This window comes from Variovorax sp. KK3, from assembly GCF_001984055.1.
GTDB lineage: Bacteria > Pseudomonadota > Gammaproteobacteria > Burkholderiales > Burkholderiaceae_C > Variovorax.
In genome coordinates this window covers 1-608 of the sequence record NZ_LYVO01000194.1, presented here as the reverse complement: position 1 = coordinate 608, position 608 = coordinate 1, and the positions used below count along the sequence as shown (strand labels likewise).

The window sequence follows — 608 nt, the reverse complement described above, 5'->3', positions numbered from 1 at the left end:
AAGGTGAAGGGCGTGGCCGGCACCTGGAAGGACCTGACCGACTCGGTCAACTCGATGGCCGGCAACCTCACATCGCAGGTGCGCAACATCGCCGACGTGACCAAGGCGGTGGCGGCCGGCGACCTGTCGAAGAAGATCACGGTGGACGTGAAGGGCGAGATCCTCGAGCTCAAGAACACCATCAACACCATGGTCGACCAGCTGCGCTCCTTCGCCGCCGAGGTGACGCGCGTGGCGCGCGAGGTGGGCACCGAGGGCAAGCTCGGCGGCCAGGCCAAGGTGAAGGGCGTGGCCGGCACCTGGAAGGACCTGACCGACTCGGTCAACTCGATGGCCGGCAACCTGACCGACCAGGTGCGCAACATCGCCGACGTGACGACCGCGGTGGCCAAGGGCGACCTGTCGAAGAAGATCGACGTGGACGTGAAGGGCGAGTTCCTCACGCTCAAGAACACGATCAACACCATGGTCGACCAGCTGCGCTCCTTCGCGTCCGAAGTGACGCGGGTGGCGCGCGAGGTCGGCACCGAGGGCTCGCTGGGCGGGCAGGCGCGGGTCGAAGGCGTGTCGGGCACCTGGAAGGACCTGACCGACTCGGTCAACTCGAT

General features: G+C 66.6%; 1 protein-coding gene. It reads left to right on the top strand.

The genetic code is table 11. From position 1 onward, the window contains the following. Nucleotides 1-608, top strand: a 608-nt coding sequence (locus B0W80_RS34115; RefSeq protein WP_143684932.1) for a HAMP domain-containing protein, incomplete at both ends; no start/stop codon positions are given.